The sequence below is a fragment of the Vibrio sp. JCM 18905 genome (assembly GCF_055393305.1).
Map to the genome: position 1 here is coordinate 1453765 of NZ_AP043880.1, position 19460 is coordinate 1473224.

Annotated in this window: 19 protein-coding genes; 9 read left to right on the forward strand and 10 right to left on the reverse strand. The window is 43.7% G+C overall.

All coding sequences use genetic code 11. The features are described from left to right. Positions 1–6: 6 nt before the first annotated feature. Positions 7–1707: an ATP-binding protein gene (locus tag ACZ5ZC_RS23365; RefSeq protein WP_464932338.1), complete on the forward strand. Its 1701-nt coding sequence runs from the start codon at positions 7–9 to the stop codon at positions 1705–1707. 152 nt (positions 1708–1859) lie between these two features. Here the strand turns inward: ACZ5ZC_RS23365 and pabB are convergent, their stop codons facing one another. Then, on the reverse strand, positions 1860–3221 hold the full coding sequence (gene pabB / locus ACZ5ZC_RS23370) for an aminodeoxychorismate synthase component I (RefSeq protein WP_464932339.1): 1362 nt from the start codon (positions 3219–3221) through the stop codon (positions 1860–1862). Positions 3222–3492: 271 nt separating this feature from the next. On the opposite strand from pabB, the gene ACZ5ZC_RS23375 reads away from it, so the two are divergent. From ACZ5ZC_RS23375 to ACZ5ZC_RS23410, 8 genes are all read left to right on the forward strand, one after another. Next, positions 3493–5010: a fumarate hydratase gene (locus ACZ5ZC_RS23375; RefSeq protein ID WP_005376905.1), complete on the forward strand. Its 1518-nt coding sequence runs from the start codon at positions 3493–3495 to the stop codon at positions 5008–5010. A gap of 173 nt (positions 5011–5183) precedes the next feature. Further along, the gene (locus ACZ5ZC_RS23380; RefSeq protein WP_012841654.1) at positions 5184–5369 is read left to right on the forward strand and encodes a hypothetical protein; all 186 of its coding nucleotides are present in this window, start codon (positions 5184–5186) and stop codon (positions 5367–5369) included. A 263-nt stretch (positions 5370–5632) separates the two neighbouring features. Next, positions 5633–7009, forward strand: a complete 1377-nt coding sequence (locus ACZ5ZC_RS23385) for a YcjX family GTP-binding protein (RefSeq protein WP_054867939.1) — start codon at positions 5633–5635, stop codon at positions 7007–7009. Then, a complete protein-coding gene (locus tag ACZ5ZC_RS23390; protein ID WP_203347140.1) occupies positions 7006–8046 on the forward strand; it encodes a YcjF family protein in 1041 nt (346 codons plus the stop codon). The genes ACZ5ZC_RS23385 and ACZ5ZC_RS23390 overlap by 4 nt, the downstream gene beginning before the upstream one ends. A gap of 100 nt (positions 8047–8146) precedes the next feature. Beyond that, positions 8147–9691 (forward strand): transcriptional regulator TyrR, encoded by a 1545-nt coding sequence (gene tyrR, locus ACZ5ZC_RS23395; protein ID WP_176319967.1) that lies wholly within the window; start codon positions 8147–8149, stop codon positions 9689–9691. 35 nt (positions 9692–9726) lie between these two features. Then, positions 9727–10311 carry a ribosomal protein S5-alanine N-acetyltransferase gene (rimJ, locus tag ACZ5ZC_RS23400; protein ID WP_464932340.1) on the forward strand — a complete coding sequence of 195 codons (585 nt, stop codon included), beginning with the start codon at positions 9727–9729 and terminating at the stop codon, positions 10309–10311. A gap of 1 nt (position 10312) precedes the next feature. Next, entirely contained in the window at positions 10313–10900 is a 588-nt protein-coding gene (locus tag ACZ5ZC_RS23405) for an HD domain-containing protein (RefSeq protein ID WP_464932341.1), read from the forward strand. Positions 10901–10913: 13 nt separating this feature from the next. After that, positions 10914–11387 (forward strand): DUF2947 domain-containing protein, encoded by a 474-nt coding sequence (locus ACZ5ZC_RS23410; protein ID WP_046876177.1) that lies wholly within the window; start codon positions 10914–10916, stop codon positions 11385–11387. Between the two features lie 580 nt (positions 11388–11967). On the opposite strand, the gene ACZ5ZC_RS23415 is transcribed toward ACZ5ZC_RS23410, so the two are convergent. From ACZ5ZC_RS23415 to ACZ5ZC_RS23455, 9 genes are all read right to left on the reverse strand, one after another. Continuing rightward, positions 11968–14250 (reverse strand): nSTAND3 domain-containing NTPase, encoded by a 2283-nt coding sequence (locus tag ACZ5ZC_RS23415; RefSeq protein ID WP_464932342.1) that lies wholly within the window; start codon positions 14248–14250, stop codon positions 11968–11970. Positions 14251–14576: 326 nt separating this feature from the next. Beyond that, positions 14577–15812 carry a tyrosine-type recombinase/integrase gene (locus ACZ5ZC_RS23420; protein ID WP_464932343.1) on the reverse strand — a complete coding sequence of 412 codons (1236 nt, stop codon included), beginning with the start codon at positions 15810–15812 and terminating at the stop codon, positions 14577–14579. Further along, positions 15812–16042: an excisionase family protein gene (xisR, locus tag ACZ5ZC_RS23425; protein WP_047104247.1), complete on the reverse strand. Its 231-nt coding sequence runs from the start codon at positions 16040–16042 to the stop codon at positions 15812–15814. Before xisR ends, ACZ5ZC_RS23420 begins: the two co-directional genes overlap by 1 nt. 77 nt (positions 16043–16119) lie before the next feature. Next, positions 16120–16641, reverse strand: a complete 522-nt coding sequence (locus ACZ5ZC_RS23430) for a single-stranded DNA-binding protein (RefSeq protein ID WP_464932344.1) — start codon at positions 16639–16641, stop codon at positions 16120–16122. Beyond that, a complete protein-coding gene (locus tag ACZ5ZC_RS23435) occupies positions 16641–16904 on the reverse strand; it encodes a hypothetical protein (protein WP_274013812.1) in 264 nt (87 codons plus the stop codon). Before ACZ5ZC_RS23435 ends, ACZ5ZC_RS23430 begins: the two co-directional genes overlap by 1 nt. Before the next feature lie 81 nt (positions 16905–16985). After that, positions 16986–17570: a 3'-5' exonuclease gene (locus ACZ5ZC_RS23440; protein WP_054867947.1), complete on the reverse strand. Its 585-nt coding sequence runs from the start codon at positions 17568–17570 to the stop codon at positions 16986–16988. Positions 17571–17579: 9 nt separating this feature from the next. Further along, positions 17580–17792, reverse strand: a complete 213-nt coding sequence (locus tag ACZ5ZC_RS23445) for a hypothetical protein (protein ID WP_005376930.1) — start codon at positions 17790–17792, stop codon at positions 17580–17582. Between the two features lie 52 nt (positions 17793–17844). Continuing rightward, positions 17845–18663 (reverse strand): DUF2303 family protein, encoded by an 819-nt coding sequence (locus ACZ5ZC_RS23450; RefSeq protein WP_464932345.1) that lies wholly within the window; start codon positions 18661–18663, stop codon positions 17845–17847. A gap of 39 nt (positions 18664–18702) precedes the next feature. After that, on the reverse strand, positions 18703–19098 hold the full coding sequence (locus ACZ5ZC_RS23455; RefSeq protein ID WP_005376932.1) for a hypothetical protein: 396 nt from the start codon (positions 19096–19098) through the stop codon (positions 18703–18705). Positions 19099–19460: the final 362 nt, after the last annotated feature.

Consider the following 19460-nt stretch of genomic DNA (forward strand, 5'->3'; position numbering starts at 1 on the left):
AACGATATGACAGGAAGTTCCTCGCTAGAAAGGAAACTCAAACGAGAAATCGAATCAAGAAAAGCAGCTGAGCGGTTATTGGAGCAGAAGAGCTTCGAACTTTATGAATCTACTCAACAGCTAAGTGTTGCTTTGAAAAAGCTTGAGTTGAAATCAAAAAAGGATTTACGCAAGTTTGAGTTCGAAGAGAAAGTTGACGCGACGCTGATTAAGTTTGGTCGAACTTTTTTGTCGAGCACCTTTGATGAAGCCATGATTGCCAGTTTTATTGAGCAGCTCACTTCGAACTCAATCATTTCTGCGGCTTACTTACATCTTGATTCCACAAAACTCTCTTCTTTGCGCCGACATCATTTTGGTCATTTACAGCTTCGCCATGAGAATACGATTAAGACTGTCCCCAATTGGCAGGGGGAGAACTTGCATTTGCCTATCATCATTGACAAGCAAACAGTCGGGGAGTTGATCTTCTCTGTTCAGTTGGATCAAATCGATCAGTCGTTTATTTCCAAACAGATGGAGCTGGTATCGGATTTGGTTCATGGGGTCATTGGCCGGCATTTGAGTTTAGAGCGAGAAGTGGAGCTGCGAAAGCGGGCAGAGGAATCGGAAAAAGCGACGAAAGAGTTTGTCGCCATGATTAACCACGAGTTGCGAACACCTCTTAATGGCGTGTTAGGTAGTGCTGAACTACTAAGTCGAACACAGTTAGGTGAAGAGCAACGCCATTACCTAAACAACTTGACTCAATCGGGAGACTTGTTGAGGGTCATCATTAACGATCTTCTCGACTTCAGCAAGATGAATGCCGGTATGATGGAAATCATCGATAAGGTCTTTGCTTGGGAAGAGCTTGAAAAAGCCATCATGGGCGTATTTTCAGCTAAAGCAGCAGAAAAGCGAATTCATTTCTCCATCGATAAAAAGCTCGGTATTCCCGAGTTTTTAGTTGGTGACTTAGAGCGAATTACACAGATCTTGGTCAACTTGGTGGGAAATGCTATTAAGTTTACTCATTTGGGTGGGGTGGTGCTGCGAGTGGAGTGGATAAACGGTATTGCGCATTTTGAGGTTGAAGACACGGGGATTGGCATCCCGATAGAAGCACAGCCCTCACTATTTGACCCATTTGTGCAAGTAGATCGCTCGGCGAAGCGCAGTTTTGAAGGCTCAGGTTTGGGCCTTGCGATTTGTAAAAATCTAGTGGATTTGATGCAGGGCGAGATTAGCTTTGAAAGTGAAGAACGCAAAGGTACCACCTTTAAAGTCTCTATACCTCTAAAGGAGGGGCAAGCCCAAGGCGCAGCAGAGGGGGAATTAGCTACCATAGAGCGAAGTGATTTGGCAGGACGCTCAATATTGGTGGTTGATGACATCAGAATGAACCAAGTAATAGTTACTCAAATGCTGAAAAAACTCGACATTACGCCTGATTTAAAAGCCAATGGGAAAGAAGCTTTAGAAGCGGTGAAAAACAAAGAGTACGAACTGATATTTATGGACTGCCGAATGCCAGAAATGGATGGTTATGAGGCTACGATGTATCTGAGAGAGTGTGGCTTTACTCATCCTATTATCGCCTTAACCGCTGGCACTACTATCGAAGAGCGTCAAAAGTGCATTGATTCAGGCATGGACGACATCCTCACTAAGCCGTACACCGCGACCGATATTGAACAGATCATGTGTAAGTGGCTTGAGCAGTAGACGTTGCCTCTTAAAAAACGGATTCTTGTTGGCTAACGGCTAAACATTAAAGGACAGACAAACAACGCTCACAAAAACGCCTCCGTACTGGAGGCGTTTTTGCTTGTTTTCGTTAGCAGGATTCATAGGCCGTTGCCATTTGGCGAAACCTACTATTGCAGCGCTGGTAAAATCTTTGAGAGCTTATCCAACGTTTCTTGATACTCAGAGGCGCAATCGCTATCTGCCACGACGCCGCCGCCAGCCCAAGCGTAAAGTTTGTTTTTTTCCGCTACAAGAGTTCGGATAGTAATGCTGGTGTCCATACGACCATGGCGAGAAATGTAGCCAATACTGCCGCAATACGCGCTACGTCGATGTGGCTCTAATTCTTCAATGATCTGCATTGCGCGAACTTTAGGTGCACCCGTAATTGAACCGCCTGGAAAACACGCTCGCAGCAAATCTGCAGGAGAGTATTGTTCATCCAAATTCGCACGAATGGTGCTCACCAGATGATGCACTGCGGGGAAGCTTTCAATCTCAAACAGCTTTGGCACGTGAACGCTCCCCGGTGACGCAACTCGACCAATGTCATTACGCAGCAAATCGACAATCATTAGGTTTTCGGCCTGATCTTTTTCCGCTGTCTGCAAGTCATGGGCACTAGCGTTATCTTGCTTTGGGTCTTCGCTGCGTGGGCGAGTACCTTTGATTGGTTTCGTTTCAATGACGCGATCTTTGAGTTCTAAAAAGCGCTCTGGAGAGATACTCAAAATCGAAGACTCTGGCATACGGATAAAAGCGGAAAATGGCGCTTGGTTGGCGGACTCTAATTTTAGATACGCTTGCCACTCACTGCCTTGATACGGTGCGTTAAAGCGTTGCGCCAAATTGATCTGATAGCAGTCACCGCTCAACAAGTATTCTTGCACCTTGTCAAAGCGAGTGGCGTAGCTCTCTTTCGTCATGTTTGACTGCCAATCACCAGACAGAGCGAAGTCTACGATTTGCTCTGCTTTTTGCTCGTTTAACCATTGCCAAGCTTGCTCGATATTCTGACCGACTAGGCAGGCTTTTTTAAGCTTGTGGTCAACAACGACGGCCCATTCATAAAGACCTACCGCCATATCAGGCGTGTTGAGATCCTTTTCGGCCAGTTCTGGCATCGTTTCTACGCGTCGACCTAAATCGTAACTGAAGTAACCGAGCGCTCCGCCGACAAAAGGCAAATCCAATTCTTTATTTAACTCAACGTGAGGAAGCCACTGTTCTTGCAACTGATGAAGCAGCGCGAATGGGTCATCTTGAGTTGAATAGGCATTCGATGGCGTTTCAACTTGTGTGCTTTCGGCAGTGGTTTCTAACGTTGCAATTGGGTTGGCAACCAACACATCGAAGCGACTATCGATATGCGTTTCTGATGCAGAACGCAGCAACATCGCCCAAGGTCGGTGTTGAATGCGAGAAAAGAGGTGAAGAGCAAACTCTGGTGCGTATTCCAGCGCTTTAAAATCAATGAATTGATTGTCCATGTTGTTCATTTGTGTAATTTGTGACAAAGAGATCGTTCACTGCATGGCATGTCATGGGCAGCAAGAGTATCATATTCCTCTGTATAGCCAAACTCCCTCTATTCATAGGGTTTTGAGATGGTTTACAAGTAGGCGACTTCAGCGTTTCGTGTGTCGATATCAGCCGTTCGACAATTGTTTATAAAAAAACGAAGCTCAAAAGAGCAATAAGCTCAACAAACACGATTGAAGCCAAGCCAATAATGGAAGCATAACTATAACGAGGCATGTAATGACGGTAATACGCAAGCAGGATGTAATCAGCAGTGTCGCTGATGCGCTACAGTATATTTCTTACTACCACCCGCTAGACTTTGTTCAAGCTCTTGAAAAAGCCTATCACCGCGAAGAGAGTCAAGCCGCGAAAGACGCGATTGCTCAGATCCTAATTAACTCCCGAATGTCAGCAGAAGGTCACCGACCAATTTGTCAGGATACTGGCATCGTGACGTGTTTCGTCAACATCGGTATGGGCGTGCAATGGGACTCAACCGACATGACGGTTCAGCAGATGGTAGATGAAGGTGTTCGACAAGCGTATACGAACCCAGACAACCCGTTGCGTGCGTCAGTACTTATGGATCCTGCCGGTAAACGTATTAATACCAAAGACAACACGCCTGCTGTCGTACACATCAACATGGTACCGGGCGATAAAGTTGAAATTCAGATCGCCGCGAAGGGCGGCGGTAGTGAAAACAAAACTAAGATGGTGATGCTAAACCCATCTGACGATATTGCAGAGTGGGTAGAGAAAACGCTACCAACAATGGGCGCGGGCTGGTGTCCTCCCGGCATGCTTGGCATTGGTATTGGCGGTACGGCTGAAAAAGCAGCGGTATTGGCAAAAGAATCTCTAATGGAACACATCGATATTCAAGAGCTTATTGACCGTGGCCCGCAAAACGCAGAAGAAGAGCTTCGTCTTGATATCTTCAATCGCGTGAACAAACTTGGTATCGGCGCGCAAGGCCTTGGTGGTTTGACAACTGTTGTCGACGTTAAGATCAAAACTGCGCCAACGCACGCGGCTTCGAAGCCTGTTTGTTTGATCCCGAACTGTGCGGCGACTCGTCACGTACACTTCACGCTTGATGGCAGCGGCCCAGCAGAGCTCACGCCACCTAAACTAGAAGATTGGCCAGACATTACTTGGGAAGCGGGAGAAAACACGCGTCGCGTAAACTTAGACACGATTACTAAAGAAGAAGTACAAGAGTGGAAGACAGGCGAAACCGTTCTTCTATCAGGTAAAATTCTGACTGGCCGTGATGCAGCGCATAAACGTATTCAAGGCATGCTAGATAATGGCGAAGGTCTACCAGAAGGTGTAGATCTAAACGGTAAGTTCATTTACTACGTAGGTCCTGTCGATGCAGTTGGTGATGAAGTCGTTGGTCCTGCTGGTCCAACAACATCAACGCGTATGGATAAATTCACCGATATGATGCTAGAAAAAACAGGCATCATGGGCATGATCGGTAAAGCTGAGCGTGGTCCTGCAACGGTTGAATCTATCAAGAATCACAAAGCGGTTTACCTAATGGCTGTTGGTGGCGCGGCGTACTTGGTTGCGAAAGCGATCAAGAAAGCTCGCGTTGTCGCATTTGAAGATTTAGGTATGGAAGCGATTTACGAATTTGAAGTTGAAGATATGCCAGTAACAGTGGCTGTAGACTCAAATGGCGTTAACGCGCACCAAATCGGTCCTGACACTTGGAAAGTGAAAATCCAAGAGATGGAAGCGTAAGGCAAACGGTAATCTTACATTGTCTCAGTAGAGAGAATGTGACAAGGTGCTGATTTACCTAGCAAACATTTGACAAAAGTGCAGCGAAAACTGCACTTTTTGTCTATATAATGTAGATATAAACCTCAGGGCATAGCAATCAAACGTTATGCGAACAATAATTAGGAGACGGCATGCCTCGTTTTATTCAGATTCTACAAATTATTCTTGCTGTAGTGGTAGGTGGCTTTGTTGGCTACGACTTGATCCTTCACGGCATCAGCATCTTTGATGAGAAGTACGTGACCATCACGTGTGTATTGTGGCTGATTTTAGAAATCGCTCTATTTGTTATCTATAAATTAATCGAAGACGACTAGACTCAAAGAAAGCAGGTTTCTGTTCAACACAGTAATCAGCATAAATAGGGTCACTAATGCTTTAGTGTTGATTAAGTAAGCCTCTGAACCACTCAGGGGCTTTTCTTTTTTCATCCTGCTTTAAGCGAATGTTTTGTTCATCTTTTATTAAGGTATATAAAGTTAGACTCATAGAGTTCAGTATTGAAAGGTAAGTATTCATAGATTAATGCCCGAAGTGGCTGATAACGTTGTTTTAGAGCGGAGCAAGATAAAGAAGCGCAATGAAAAGAATAAAGAAAGAAGTCAATGACTTTATCAACAGAGGTATGGACTCCAATGTTCGAATTGCCGTCACCGGGCTTTCTCGTGCCGGTAAGACGGCATTCATCACGTCATTAGTGAATCAGCTTCTCCATACCGCTACCCATGATAATTTGCCTCTTTTGACTGCAGCCAGAGATAAGCGTCTTATTGGAGCGAAGCGTGAACCTCAAGCGAATATGATGGTGCCACGTTTTGCTTACGACGAAGCGATGAGCCAGATCCATGCGACCCCACCTCAATGGCCAGTACCGACACGTGATGTGAGTGAGATTCGCTTAGCGCTCAAGTACAAACCAAATAAAACCACGAAAAAGCTGTTGAGTAAAACCGCAATTTTAAATGTTGATATTATCGACTATCCGGGAGAGTGGCTGCTCGACCTGCCGTTATTGGACATGGACTTTGCGACGTGGTCGCAAACTCAGTTTGATGCACTTAAAGGCCAGCGTGGCGATTTAGCCAAAGCTTGGCTGTCTGAATTAGAAAAGGTGGATCTTTCTGCTGAAGTGAACGAGAAACTACTCGAGAAAGTTGCGCATACATACACCGAGTACCTTCATGCCTGTAAAGACGCAGGTCTTCATTGGGTACAGCCTGGCCGCTTCGTATTACCTGGTGAGCTCGGAGGCGCGCCAGTGCTACAGTTTTTCCCGTGTCGTGCTGATTCGGAAAGCAAGGCGCTTAAGGGCAGCAACTTGGCGATGCTCGAAGCGCGTTTTCAGGAATACCAACAGAAAGTAGTGAAAGCGTTTTATAAGCATCATTTTGCGACCTTCGATCGCCAGATTGTACTTGTGGATTGCTTGCAGCCTCTCAATGCCGGCGATGAAGCGTTTTACGACATGCGCCAAGCGCTAGAGCAGATCATGCATAGCTTTCGTTATGGTCGCAGTAGCTTTTTACGTCGTTTGTTCTCGCCAAAAATAGACAAAGTGCTGTTTGCTGCCACAAAAGCGGATCACATAACGCCCGATCAGCATCCCAATTTAGTGTCTTTGCTACAACAAATGGTGCATCCAGCGTGGCAAACCGCAGCCTACGAGAATATCGAGATGAGTTGCATGAGTATCGCTTCTATCCAATCAACCACGACGGGATTTATTTCTTCTGGAGATAAGACGATTCCGGCGTTACAGGGTACGACGTTGGATGGTGAGCCGATGACGATGTTTCCGGGAGGAGTGCCGAAAAAGCTACCAAATGCGGCTTATTGGCAAAACAACGGATTTGATTTTACGTCATTCCGTCCAATGCCCTCACCGAATGATGAGCCAGTGAAGCACATACGCTTAGACAAAGCACTGGATTACCTGATTGGAGATAAATTGAAATGAGTGAGTTGAAGCAAAAACAAGTTTTCTCTGAAAAGGCAATGGAAAAAGAGCAGCAATCGAATCAACCGGAGTTAACGGCGCAGCAAACATTCGGCGAAAAAGAAACATTCGTACCTGTTGAAGTTAAAGAAGAGCGCCAGGAGACCGAACAGGAATTGCAACTCGAGCATGTCATTCGTCCAAAACCGGGCAGAAAATGGCTTGCGACTGGCGCATTTGCCACCTTTGCTGGTTTGGTTGGCTGGCAAGCGGTGGACTCGGTTATAACCGCAATTCAAACTTCTGATTGGCTGGCTTTAAGCTGGACGGGGTTTATTGCTGCGATCGCTTCGCTTGGTTTAGGAGCTATGGGTAAAGAGCTTTGGAAACTGCGCAAACTACGAAATCATTTTAGTGTTCAAGAAGAAGCAGAAGCGCTTGTTAATAGTGAGAGTGTGGGGAAAGGGAAAGCCTTTTGCGAAAATGTGGCAGAACAAAGTGGTGTGATGGCAGAGAACCCGGGCTTTGATCGTTGGCAGAACAGCATTAACCCAGCTCATAGTGATGCTGAAATCCTTGATATGTATGACTCGATGGTCGTGAGCCAACAAGACAAGTTGGCAACGAAAATCGTATCGCAGCACGCAACCGAGTGTGCGGCCCTAGTCGCGGTGAGCCCTCTGGCTGCTGCTGATATGTTGCTGGTGGCGTGGCGAAATTTCAAAATGATCGACAACCTCTCCAAAGTATATGGGGTAGAGCTAGGTTACGCCTCTCGCATCAAGCTACTAAAAGCGGTATTTGTCAATATGGCAGCGGCTGGTGCCAGTGAGCTAGCTATTGATGCCAGTATGGACTTGATGTCGATGGACCTTGCGGGCAAAGTCTCCGCTCGTGCGGGGCAGGGGCTAGGTGTTGGTATTCTAACGGCACGTTTGGGCTTGAAAGCGATGACCTTATTGCGTCCACTACCATGGTATCCTGACCGTCAGGTTAAATTGGGCACCATACGCAAGGCTGTGGCGGCGAAAGTTGCATCAATTACGATGAAACCGTAACGAATATCAACTTTGATGGATAGGATTGCTTGACGCCATTCCAAGCATGATAGAAACTACTGTCAACTTTTCCTGACAGTCGTGAATTGGGATATTTTCAGTGCGTCTTGAAGTCTTATGTGAAGATCGGCTCGGCTTGACCCGAGAACTGCTCGATATTTTAGCGTCTAAAAGCATCGACTTGCGTGGTATCGAAATCGATATTAGCGGTATTATCTATTTGAACTGCCCAGATATTGATTTTGATACGTTTAGTGAGCTGATGGCTGAAATCCGCCGTATTCCGGGGGTGAAAGACGTACGTAAAATCCAGTTTATGCCGATGGAGCGCCACAATACGGAGCTGCTCTCGCTAGTTGATAACTTGCCCGATCCGGTCTTTGCCATCGACCTTAAAGGTGCCGTAGACATGGCAAACATGTCTGCACTTTCATTGCTTGGTCTTCACAAGCAAGAAGTAATTGGCACGCAGATCGGAGCTTTGCTGCCAAGTGTTCGTTTTTCTCGCTGGTCTGAAGGTGTGAATGGCAGAACGCGGGAAAACCTTGTGATTGATGGCTTGGACTATGTTCTTGAGTTGATGCCAGTTTATATCCGAGACGAAGCGCAAAACTCGACCTTAGCTAGTACACTGATGACGATTCGCTCTAGTCAGCAAGTCGCAAGAATTGAAGAAGCGCTACCACTGCATAATCCTCTGGGTTTTGAGCACTTTGTTGGTATATCGAACCGTCATAAAGCGCTAATGAACCAAGCTAAGAAGCTGTCTGTGCTTGACCAGCCACTGTTGATTGAAGGCGAAACGGGGACCGGTAAAGAAATGCTTGCTAAAGCTTGCCACAGCCGTTCTAGCCGTGCGAGTAAGCCATTCTTAGTTTTGAGCTGTGCTTCGATGCCTGACGATGTAGCAGAAACCGAACTTTTTGGTCATGCGCCGGGTTCATTTAATCATGAACAAGGTCACAAAGGCATCTTTGAGCAAGCAAATGGCGGGACGGTATTTCTTGATGAAATCGGTGAAATGAGTTCGCATCTTCAAATCAAGCTGTTACGTTTTCTACAGGATGGTAATTTCCGTCGTGTCGGTGCAGAAGATGAGATGCATGTCGATGTTCGTATCATCGCTTCAACAAAACATAACCTTGCCGAACTTTCTGAGGCAGGAATGTTCCGTGAAGATTTGTATTATCGTCTCAACGTACTTACGCTCAGCATTCCTCCGTTACGTAAGCGCTCAAATGACGTTGCGCCATTGCTTGAGTTATTTGTGGCGAAACATGCTCAACAGCTTGGGATTGATAAGCCAGAGTTTGATGATGGTCTAGTTGATGCCCTTGCAAATTATCAGTGGCCAGGAAACATGCGCCAGCTGGATAACATGGTCCTTCGAGCGCTCACAGAAATGGATGATGGTATACTGAACGCCGAGCACTTCAATTTACCTCAGCCTCAATCAGTCGGCGCTGGTAGTGCAACGCTTAACATCGACGGTTCATTGGATGAGATCATGCGTGACTATGAATCTCAGGTTCTGGAGCGTTTGTATCAGTCATTCCCATCAAGCCGCAAACTTGCTAAGCGCTTAAATGTATCGCATACCTCAATCGCTAATAAACTGCGTGATTACGGTATCCGCAAGAATTAATCGAATTGAACGAAAGACGGAATTAATCATTTGTAATGGAAGATAACAGCTCATCTATCGCCGTTCATAAGTTGGACGGTGACTTGCTTCTGCGTACCGCTGAAATCGGTGACGCAGATATGATTGCCGAGTATTTTCAAGCGAACCGAGAATATCTGAAACCATTTGAACCGAAACGTGAAGAAGCTTTTTTCTCAGTGAACGGTTGGTTGCAAAAGCTTATCAAGCTCAATGAGCTGCATCGAATGGGGTTGGGCTATTATTGCCTCTTGGTCAGAGCCTCTTCGGGTGAAATGCTAGGTACGATATCCTTTAGTAATTTGAGTCGTTTCCCTTTTTATTCTTGTAACGTCGGATATTCTCTCGCTGAAAAAGCACAAGGGCATGGTTATATGCGTCGTGGATTAACCATGGCTTGCGACTACATGTTTAACGTGCAGAAGTTGCATCGTATTCAAGCCGGCTACATGCCTCACAACAAACGTAGTGAAGCAGTGCTAGAGCATGTAGGGTTCAACCGAGAAGGGTATGCAAAAGATTACCTTTTGATTAATGGTGAATGGCAAGACCACGTTCTAACGTCAATTATTAATCCGAATTGGCAACCAGAAGGGCGATAGTATGGAGCGATTGGAAAAGCAATTAGCACTTGTAATCGAGCTCGATAAACTCAAAAGTATTTTGCGCCGAACCCGAATTAAAAGTGCTGAAGGGCGTCTCGAAAATAGTGGTGAGCATAGTTGGCATGTCGCACTGATGGCAATATTGATGGAAGAGCATGCGAATGCGCCTGTAGATATTTGCCGAGTGATGAAAATGTTATTGATACATGACGTAGTAGAGATCGACGCGGGGGATACCTTTGTTTATGATACTGCCGCGTCTCAAGAGCAGGCAGAAAAAGAAATTAGAGCGGCAGAACGCTTGTTTGGTATGTTACCCAGCGATCAGGAGCAAGAGTTATTGGCGCTTTGGCATGAATTTGAAGCCGCGCAGACCGATGATGCAAAGTATGCAAAAGCACTCGATCGGTTAATTCCAATGCTCTTGAACTACCATAATAATGGTCAGAGTTGGAAGGAGCATGGCGTCTCTCGTGAACAAGCACTTACCATTAATAAACGAATTGAATTTGGCTCTGTTACCTTATGGGACAAAGCGAAAGAGTTGATAGAAGAAGCCACAGATAAAGGTTGGCTGAAATCGTAATAAAGGAGACTGAATGTCTTATTTGCCTTTGGATGAATACCAAAGAAAATGGATTTTTACGCATCAGTCGATGCCTGTGCCAAAAGAAGACTTGGCTTTTATTAAGCCGATGAGCCAAGCTCGTTCAGCACAATTTTGGAAAGAAAATATTAGTGCTCAAAGCCCCGATATGGATCGACTTAGCTCCCAAGATTGGCCAATGAATGAGGCGAACTGGTCGGAAGTCGTTGATTGGATGGCTGCGTGGGAGTTAGATGATCCGGACATGCCAGCGGAAGTAGAAGCACATATCGATTGGCAAGACGATGTGACCGTTTACTTTTGCTACGAGAAGTACAATGTCATCGAAACTAAGTGGTCGATTTTTAAAAAGCATTGGAAGAACTTTCTCTTTTATGATGATGGTCCAATATTGATTGGACGTCGCCGTTCACAAGCGCTTTGGTTTGATTCAAAAGGCAATGTGAAACTCGGTGTTCGTCAATAGCGAGTTATACAGCAAGCCACCTTTTCGAGGTGGCTTTGTTTTTCTAAAGGCTGGATAATGGACTCAACACGCCGCCAGCCCCGCGCTCGATAACGTGAGTATAAATCTGTGTGGTATATACACCAACGCTATAAGTGATTGTTTTTACTGGTTGGTATCACGCCCCGGCTGAAGTGGGGCGCTGGTGGGACAATTCAGAATGATTTACGGCTCTACGGATTTAAAGTTCGCGTGTGAAGATTTGAGCATTAATTGTATTAACTCATACTCGATGATACACATTTGCTGGTTAGTCACGATTAGGTCGTACTGTCGTGCTAATCGTGACTCACAATTGGACAGGAATGAGTCCACTACATTACTAAATTACAATGTTATAGATTGGGTTTGGTATAACAAAGTAACACGTAAAATAAGGTATAACCTACAATGCCAACAAAACGCACATATTTGAGTAAAGCAAGGTAAAGGTTACTAATGTGTTGCGACTTAAATTCCTCACAAAAAACAGATATTCATTTTTTAATTCTACTAAAGGCCTAAATGCAGTATTAGGATTATTGTCAAATATTTTTAATTTCTATTCGTCATCATCAAATAATGAATCTTCAAAGTCATAGAAAATGTCATCTATCAAATCTTCATCGTCGTCATCTTCTAACCTCTCAGATCTGTGAGGACGGCAAATATTATCGGATTCGTTAGATTCTAGAATAGATTCGATATCTAAATAGCTCGATCCCGAAGATAGTATATTCCTTTCGAATGGAAGATCTAAATTATATACAATTTCCTCTAGATAGTCATCAGCTTCTCGCTCTGCTTCATATTCATCGCCAGGTAAGAATTCATCTAATTTATTTTCATCGGCTATTATCGAGTCGAAGTCACTTGTAAAAATCGAATCTAGTGAATCTTCTAGGTTATTAACGAGATTCATGTCTTGATCCAGTTTGTATCTAATCATCAAAAGTGAAACTTCTTCAACTTCTTGAATATCGCAACAACTCTTAATGCATCTTTTAACGAAATTATATTTATAATTATCTTCTATAATGCGAATGCCTGACTTTTCTATGCTGAGTAAGTTTCTTAAGAAACGAAAAATATTTGATGGTGTATATGTTTTGTAATTATGTCTTTGATACCAGTCTGAGAACAGATTAATATTTTTGGTCGATTTTGAATATTGACCACTTAAATATATCAACTGATCTAGATACTGTTCTGATTTCTCAAGATGTAAATCACTGATATTTTTAACAATTCCATTTATTGTCTTCTCGACAACTCCAGTTTGTCCTGTTTTATGAATCCTAACTATACTTTTGAGTTTTAAAAAGTCATCGAAACATGAAAATATATCAGCAACAAACATTGATTCATTTGCATACTTGTTAATTATGTAGTCATTAATGGATGGGTTGAAAGTGTCGTAAGTAACAATATCATCATATCCTATTGATCTTGATATCATTGAACCCGAAATTGTTTTGATACAATCTTCAAAGCTATCAAAGGAGTGGTCACCTTTGGCTCTTTTATTTACGACTCTTATTTGTTCATGGAAGTTTCGTAACTCATTTTCTGTAATGCCCCTTGAACCAGAATAAGCGATTGCGCATACTAAAAATTTTGAAATCTCGGCCTGCTTCTTAAAGCAAATGTCCCATATTTTATGTGGATTAGAAAGATTTTTTAGTATATATTCCTTGAATCCGCTAGGTAAAATATTATCTGAGTGAACTCGACTCGCGTCAAATAGATACTCAATAATTCTAGGATTGAAGTTTTTGTGTTCTACTATGGTTCTATAAAACTTGTCTTCTAATATGTTTCTAATATATGTTATATCGAGTAATGATTTGCTCGCGTGGATATATAATATTCTTGCTTTGTCGAGATTAGATACTTGACTAATGTCGATTAAATACTCTCTTTCGTAAGATTTTCTTATGTTGTACTCTTCTACTTCATTCTTTCTTCTATTTAATATGTTCGTTCTTGAAGTAAGTATAAATTTAGATTTCTCAGAGGCCTGTACTCTTCGGATAAACTTGAGTATTTCGGAGTCAGTCCTATCACTCATTGCTTCTAGGTAGTTTCTACCTAAGAAGTCATCAAAGTAAAATATTGTTTTTACATCATTATATTTGTTTAAGAATCCGCTTGATTCTAGAAAGTTAGTTCCAATATTTATAAGTTTATAACCACTGCCGATGTAATGAAGGCATATGTTTTTTGCTAAGGTGGTCTTTCCATTTCCCGGATTTCCGGTAATTATTATGACATTCTCGGATTCTAACTTATCTATAGCATCATAATGATATGGAAGTGCTTTATAATATTGCGACTCATTAAGAATCTCTAGAGCTGTAAAATCACTGTCACCTATAATTTCGCTCTTCATTATATTCTGAATTACAGTTACGCTTGATAACCATAACTTATAATGAGTTCTCTCTATTTCTGCGTTTTTTCCAACAATACTTTCTATTTCGTCTTTACCGAATATATCTTTTGTTGACTTTATATGGCCTTTGAAGGCGGCCATTATTTTGTCTTTGTCTGAGGGGTTGAGAGGTGTTGACGTAAAGTATATGTACCTATCCGCGCCCAATTTTTGTGCTTTCTGCACTTCTGTTCTTTTAATTTCGTTAATGAGAGTACCAATTTTTGCTTCAGGTCGATGTTTAGCTTGGATGATACATTTCTCGTCATGACAAGAGAGAAACCGCCCGTCTATACCTTGGTCTTTGCCTTTTTTGAAGACTTCGACCCTGCACTTCTCTTGATCTGCCAAAATATCTGCGGCCAAATCCTCAAAATCATCAAAACTCAGTCTTCCAAAATCGTAGCTCAAAATATTACCATCATATCAATAATTTACTGGTTTCATTGTAACTTTATTAACAGGTATTATCCAGATGCCCGACTAGCAGGTGTTATTTTATAAAATGTTAAACAGAAGCTGGTTAGTGATATTTTGTGATTTTTGCTCTAAAGGTCAGATGTTTGCCGCTGTCAACAAATCGCTACTTATCATTAGTTGGATCAGGTCTTGCTTCTTGGAACCGATTATTTTTTATGTTTCAAATCTAGCAGGTTAGTCAGCTTTACAACGAGGTATAACACTTTTCGGTGCAATTCTCTTCCGCAAATTGAAATGCACACACAATCCGAATGGCCTTATTTACTTGAAGCCATGATCCCATTTAAGTATTCGATCTGCTCGTGCGAGTGGGATTTCATGAATCGGCCGTAAACACGTTCCAACATCATCGTGCTCTTATGTCCCATTTGTTCTGCGATAAAAGATAGGTTTGCTCCTTTGGTGATCAACCAACAAGCGTAGGTGTGTCGAGATTGATATGAGCAGCGATGGCGAATGCCAGCTCGCTTAAGTGCGCGTGACCATAGTCGATTGTATGTTGTCGTCTTGTAGGTTTCACTCGGTGCTTGGCCATTACGACGTTCTGGAATAAAAACGAATCGAACGCTTTCCTGGCGAAAGGTGTTTGAACCTTTTACTTCCACAAAAATATCTCTCACCGGGCTAAACATGGTTAGTTCTCTTTGGGATTTAAGGGCGAGGAGTGCAGGCTCAAGTAGATGAATAGTTCGCTCTGACTTCTTATTTTTCGGTGTTGTGAATTTTCGTTCAATCGTGACGTTGCGAGTAACCTCGATTGTCCCTTTATCTAGATCAACATCTTCCCAGGCTAACGCACAAAGTTCACCAGTTCGCATGCCAGTGTAAATGGCTAAGGTGAACATATTCCGCTGCTGTAAGTTTGTCGTTGATTCTATTAGCTGGTGGAATTCTTCTAGTTCTAATGGATCCGGTTCACCAGAACCACCACTAAGCAGCTCAACATGCAAAAATGGATTGTCCTCAATAAACTTTGATTTCACTGCTAGGTCAAAGCATCGGCGCAGAAGTTTGATCATATTGTTGATCGTCTTAGCGCTACGTGATGCGCCAGTGCGAGTAGGGGAGTCGACCATTAACTTTTGGCACTTTAGTGCGTCCATGATCGTGATGGTGGAAATAGTGCGTTCCTCCCCAACAAACAAGCAGCATGCTCTTGCTGTCGTACTCAATACATAAAGTGACTGAGAAGCCATTGTGGTTTGTTTCAATTGAATATAGTCATCAAACAACTCACGAACGGTAAGGTTCTTGCCTCGCTGTTCTGGTGTCGCAAAGAGTTGTGCTTTCTTTGATGTTGGAAAGCGTGATAAGTAATCAAATGTGCCTAATGAAATTTCAGAAAGTATAGAAGCGCGTAGATGACCTGCTTTTTTGAGATTGCCTTTAGTGACTTCCCAACCTTTTAGTGTCTCCCGACAACGCATCTCGCGGTAAGTAAAACTAATGCGGATAGACTTACCGCGGATCTCTACACCTTCTGGTGTGTTCATTACGCAACCCTTTCTCTTGCTGAAAATTCATCGATGGCAACACGGTCATACTTAAAACTTTTGCCACCACCACTACTCTTACCGGATGCTTTTTTGAAGTGAACGCCTTCAATCCAGCGAAACTGACGATAGTCTTTGATTTCATTGGTGGACATGCCTGTTAAATCAATCAGAAGATCTTCTTTCACCCAACGGCTAGGCTCTAGTTGAATCACCGTAAATGTTCTCATCGGTAAACTCCTATATAGTTGAATTGAGAGAAGAGCAGGGCAACCACCTTGCTCTTCTTAATTTGGTGGTTGACGGGTTAACAGCAGTGAAGTAGTGCCGGATACTGCAAGCCAATGGGCGCGAACGGTATATCGTCGTCGAAGTCCATTGGTGGCTCGTTATATTGACTGTTGTTTGGTTCTTTATTGGTTGGGTACTGAGGTGCTTGTTGTTGAGGTTGTTTAGGGTGCCCCCAACTTTGATCGCGCTTACCCCCAAGCATTTGCATCACACCATTAAATCCTTGGACGACAACTTCCGTTGTGTATTGGTCCTGACCTTGTTGGTTTTGCCATTTGCGCGTTTGCAGCTGCCCCTCAATATAAACTTGAGAACCTTTTTGTAGATATTCACCGGCTACTTCAGCCAGCTTTCCAAACAAAACGACTCTGTGCCATTCAGTCTTCTCGCGTTGTTGGCCTGTCGCTTTGTCACGCCAAGAGTCGCTGGTGGCCACAGTGATGTTCGCGACTGCAGTACCGTTAGGCATATAACGAACGTCAGGATCGTTACCTAAGTTTCCAACCAGGATAACTTTGTTAATTCCTCTGCTAGCCATTACTTCACCCCACCCGGGTATCGGTTGAAGTTCAGATTCTTACGACCACCTTTCGATACGTCCTGATTGCGAAAATAGAACGCGGAGCCAACCAGTGTTTCATCTTTCATAATTGCTGCCAGTTCCTGCTGAAACTGCACATCACTCATTCGTTGTGTAACGGTCGAGTCCTTGGGTTGCTCTTTTGGTAAACGCGTACCAGCAGGGCGAAGCTCCATCACACCATCAACCGCTCTATTGATCTCTTCCTGTGTCATGCTCATCGTGATATCTCCATGCTGAATAGATGACATAGCCGAGGCTAAATAGGGCGCAAAGCCCTATATAAGCGAATAGTGCCTTCACTATTGGTTCTCCATTAGCGTCAGCATGGTCATGGTGTCTTTGGCCGCATCATGAAGGGCATGATGTTTAATAAAGCCTTCTGGATTTTTCTCAATCACATAGCCATTGCGTGTTCCAGCAATCGTGTCGATAACGGTACGAATACAGCGGAAGCGGTTGTATAGCCAAGGTTTGGTAATAAGGCACTTTTCAAAAGCGTTCTCTAGAATCCCGCCGTCAAAGTCGTAACCTCGGCAGAAGATTTGCCCACCGTCTTTTTGCAAAGGCTGGACGTATTTGACTAGATGATGGTTAACTTGGTGTAACGCTTCTTCGATGTGTGTATCTAACTCTGCGTTTGGCTCTAAGACATGACGAGCTTGTTCACCTTGTTTATTCCACCAATTCATCGTGGATTGAGATTCAGTAAAGCCAGCAGGAAAACTGCTCATATCTATCTTGATATAAAGGCTGGCTTCGCGTTCGCACAGGTCTTGAAAGCAAACTTGTTCACCAGGATTCCAAGGAACGATGCCAATACTTAAGATTTTTGCAGTGGTTTCAGTATCCAGAGTTTCCAGATCGATAGTGACGTTTTGGTACATGTGAAATCCTTACATTACTTGTGCCGCATCTCTGGCGAACATGTTTAGAAATTGATTGGTGAGCGAGACATTAGAAGGACATTCTTTGCTGATGCCCCAGCCGTTGCTCTCGTTCTCTGGCTTAATCAGAGTTAGGTTGATCACTTCACAACCTAGCTGGTGACTAAAGTAAGGGGCTGATGTCGTGACCTGCCCGAATTGAGTATCAATGGTTGCCGCCATAGATATTTCCTCGCAAGATACGCCCCCTTTAAGAAGAGGGCGCCAATATTAGTTAAGAGCTGAATGATCCAATGAAGGTATCAATTTCAATCTCCCCGTTTTTGAAGCACGCTTGAAGCTTGGTTTGGAACTCTTCGCCCATCTCTTCTTCGTGTTGTTCCAGCTTCTTGATACGAAGGACTAAGGTTTCATTACCGATGGTACTCATGCGCATTTCAAAAGTGCGCTCTGCTAAGCCCAAGAACGGCACACACGTGAACTTAAACACCGCAGGCATTGGGAACTCTTCCTTGGTGCGAACCGCAACAGACTCGTATTCAGATTGGTGGTGGCTGAAGTCATCCACGTTGGACTCTCGCCCAGCCTTCGCTTCAAACTTCATATTGCGAATTGCCGCAGAAGCGACAGAGTTTTCAATGACTTCTCCAGTGGTAGAGAAGACCTGAACAAACTCGCTGTAGTCTTCGACCCACTCAGCCAGTTTCTTTTGGCCAAGGCGTTCTTCGTTAATGTTTAGTAGGGCGTTAAATGCTGCTGTGCGGCGCAGAATCAAGTTTGCTTGATGTTTACAGTGCCCAGGGAAGTTATGAGTACCAAGGTCGAAAATAGTTACTGCAGCCATACGTTCAGCATTGATAAAGCATTGGTTGCCTTCGGTTTGATACTCTTCGTGATAACGCACAAACTCGTCGATATTTGCCGTCTTCATTGTGCCGCGGAAATAATTGCGGTTTGGCATGTATTCTTCTAAATCATGCAGATTGAAAGACTGAGGCAGAGCCGCGACAGGGAAACCTGCTTGCTCTAACTGTTTTAAAAACTGTGGTGCATTTGCTGATTCTTGGATCTGCTGGATTGCTGATTTATCCATTTATCTGTTCTCTCTTTGAGTGAGTTGCTGCTGGATGAGTTAGCCGCGTACTTCGCGCAGCATGCCTTCTTCAATAACGGCTTGGCCGTGAATATCTTCTTTTGGTCGGTCGTAGGTAAGTTTGCCGCCTTTGCCTACGTACGCGATTGAGGTGTATTGGAAGTCTTCTGACTTGGTACCGAATCCGGCTTTTGGCTCTTTTACCGACATGTTGACGGTGATTTCGACCATTTCGTTGTTGGTACCCATTGGTTTGAGCTTTAGATCCATCTTCACGTTTCCCTGTTTATCGCTGTAAGACACAGCTCGGGCTACGTTAGATAACGCCAAGCCGACGACATTGGAGACAACGCCGCCGTCCAGTTCCTGCATCAGTTTTGGGAAGTTAGTAGTGCGGTCCTCAAGACTGAGGTTTCCTGCTTCTTGGTTAGACATGTGATTTCCTCGCTTTAGTACTTAATGAACTAACTGAATGAGGAAAATGTACCATAAGTACATTTATTGTAAAGAACTAAAAGTTCATTTTACAGTTTCGGAAATTAAAAAACCGCCAAGGAGGCGGTTTAGAATAAGGTTTATTGACTAACGTTTTAGAACATAAATTTAGCGGCAGTTAACTCTTTGCGTGACTCTCTGGCAAATCACTCTGACAATTAGGACATTTGACGGCCTTGGTACTAATGGAGCTGTCACAGTAAGGACATGTCTTTTGCACCAAGGATGAAACTACCCATGTCGATATTAGATAAACGATGATGCCGACAAGGACGCTAAGCCATGAAAACCCGAATACTATT